At 69.0% G+C, this 1,748-nt stretch carries 1 protein-coding gene; it reads right to left on the bottom strand.

What is annotated here, in order from left to right:
• A partial coding sequence (locus tag AC1RJ9_RS28285) for an ATP-binding protein (protein ID WP_492841999.1) occupies positions 1–1,748 on the bottom strand: 1,748 nt, incomplete at both ends.

The following is a 1,748-nucleotide window of genomic DNA, read 5'->3' as shown; positions in this document are numbered from 1 at the left end:
GCGACGGGATCGCCGGACTTGGCGTTGACGGCCTTGACGACGCCGTCGCGTTCGGCGCGGATGATGTTCTGCATCTTCATGGCCTCGAGCACGCAGACGACCTCGCCCTCGCGGACCTGCTGGCCGGTGATGACGTCCATCGAGACGACGAGGCCCGGCATCGGCGACAGCACCAGCCTGGAGGTGTCGGCGGCCTGCTTCTCGGGCAGCTTGTCGTGCAGTTCGGCGTTGCGCGGGGTCAGGACCAGCACCCGGGCCCTGGCGGCGCGGTGGCGGATGGTGAAGCCCTCGGCGGCGGGCGCGGCCTGGACCGTGAAGGCCTTGCCGCCCAGGGCCGCCTTGAACACCGGCTTGCCCGGACGCCAGTCGATGTCGGTCAGGGCCAGGGTGCGGCCTTCGTCGAGCAGTTCGACCGAGACGTCGCCGTTCTCCCCGCTGACCTTGACGCGGCGCTTGGCGGGACCGACGGCGACGATCCACTCGGCGCGCGGCGGACCGGCCAGGCCCGAGGCGTCGGAGCGGGCGCGGGCGGCGTAGACCCGCTGCATGGCCGCGCCGACGGCGGTCAGGATGTCGATCTGCTCAGGGCTAGGTTCGGTCCCCTGGAAGCCTTCCGGGAACTCGTCCTTGATGTAGTTGGTCGAGATCTTGCCAGACCGGAACCGCGCCTGGTCCATCACCGCGGCCAGGAACGGGATGTTCTGGGAGAGGCCCTCGATGTGGAAGTCCTCCAGCGCCCGGCCCATGCCGTCGATCGCCGCCAGCCGGGTCGGGGCCCAGGCGCACAGCTTGGAGATCATCGGGTCGTAGTACATCGAGATCTCGTCGCCCTCGCGCACGCCGGCGTCGTTGCGGATCGTGTAACCGCCCTTGTCGCCTTCCTCCGGAGGGGCGTAGCGGACCAGGCGGCCGATCGAGGGCAGGAACTTGCGGTAGGGGTCCTCGGCGTAGATGCGGCTTTCGATGGCCCAGCCGTTGATCGAGAGGTCCTTCTGCTCGAAGGCCATCTTCTCGCCGGCCGCGCTGAGGATCATCTGCTCGACGAGGTCCAGGCCCGTGATCAGCTCGGTGACCGGGTGCTCGACCTGCAGGCGGGTGTTCATCTCCAGGAAGAAGAAGCTCTTGTCCTGGCCGGCGACGAACTCGACCGTGCCGGCGCTGTCATAGTTCACCGCCTTGGCCAGGGCCACGGCCTGGGCGCCCATGGCCGCGCGGGTCGCCTCGTCCAGCAGCGGCGACGGGGCCTCCTCGATGACCTTCTGGTTGCGGCGCTGGATCGAGCATTCGCGCTCGAACAGGTGGACGACATTGCCGTGCTTGTCGCCCAGCACCTGGATCTCGATGTGGCGCGGGCTCTCGATGAACTTCTCGATGAAGATCCGGTCGTCGCCGAAGCTGGCCTTGGCCTCGGCGCGCACGGCCGGGAAGCCTTCCTCGACGTCCTTGCGGGTCCAGGCCACGCGGATGCCCTTGCCGCCGCCGCCGGCGCTGGCCTTGATCATCACCGGATAGCCGATCTGCTCGGCGATCGTTGTCGCGTGGGCGGTGTCGGCGATCTCGCCGATATGGCCGGGCACGCAGGAGACGCCCGCGGCCTGGGCGAACTTCTTGCTCTCGATCTTGTCGCCCATGGCCGAAATGGCGCCGGGGTTGGGACCGATGAACACGATCCCCTCGTCGGCGCAGCGCTGGGCGAAGCTGGCGTTCTCCGACAGGAAGCCGAAGCCCGGGTGCACGGCCTGGGCGCC

The sequence above is a fragment of the Caulobacter sp. GW822-FHT07D08 genome (genome assembly GCF_058798735.1).
Note: the sequence above shows the minus strand (reverse complement) of the source record. Positions and strands in the feature narration are given on the sequence as shown.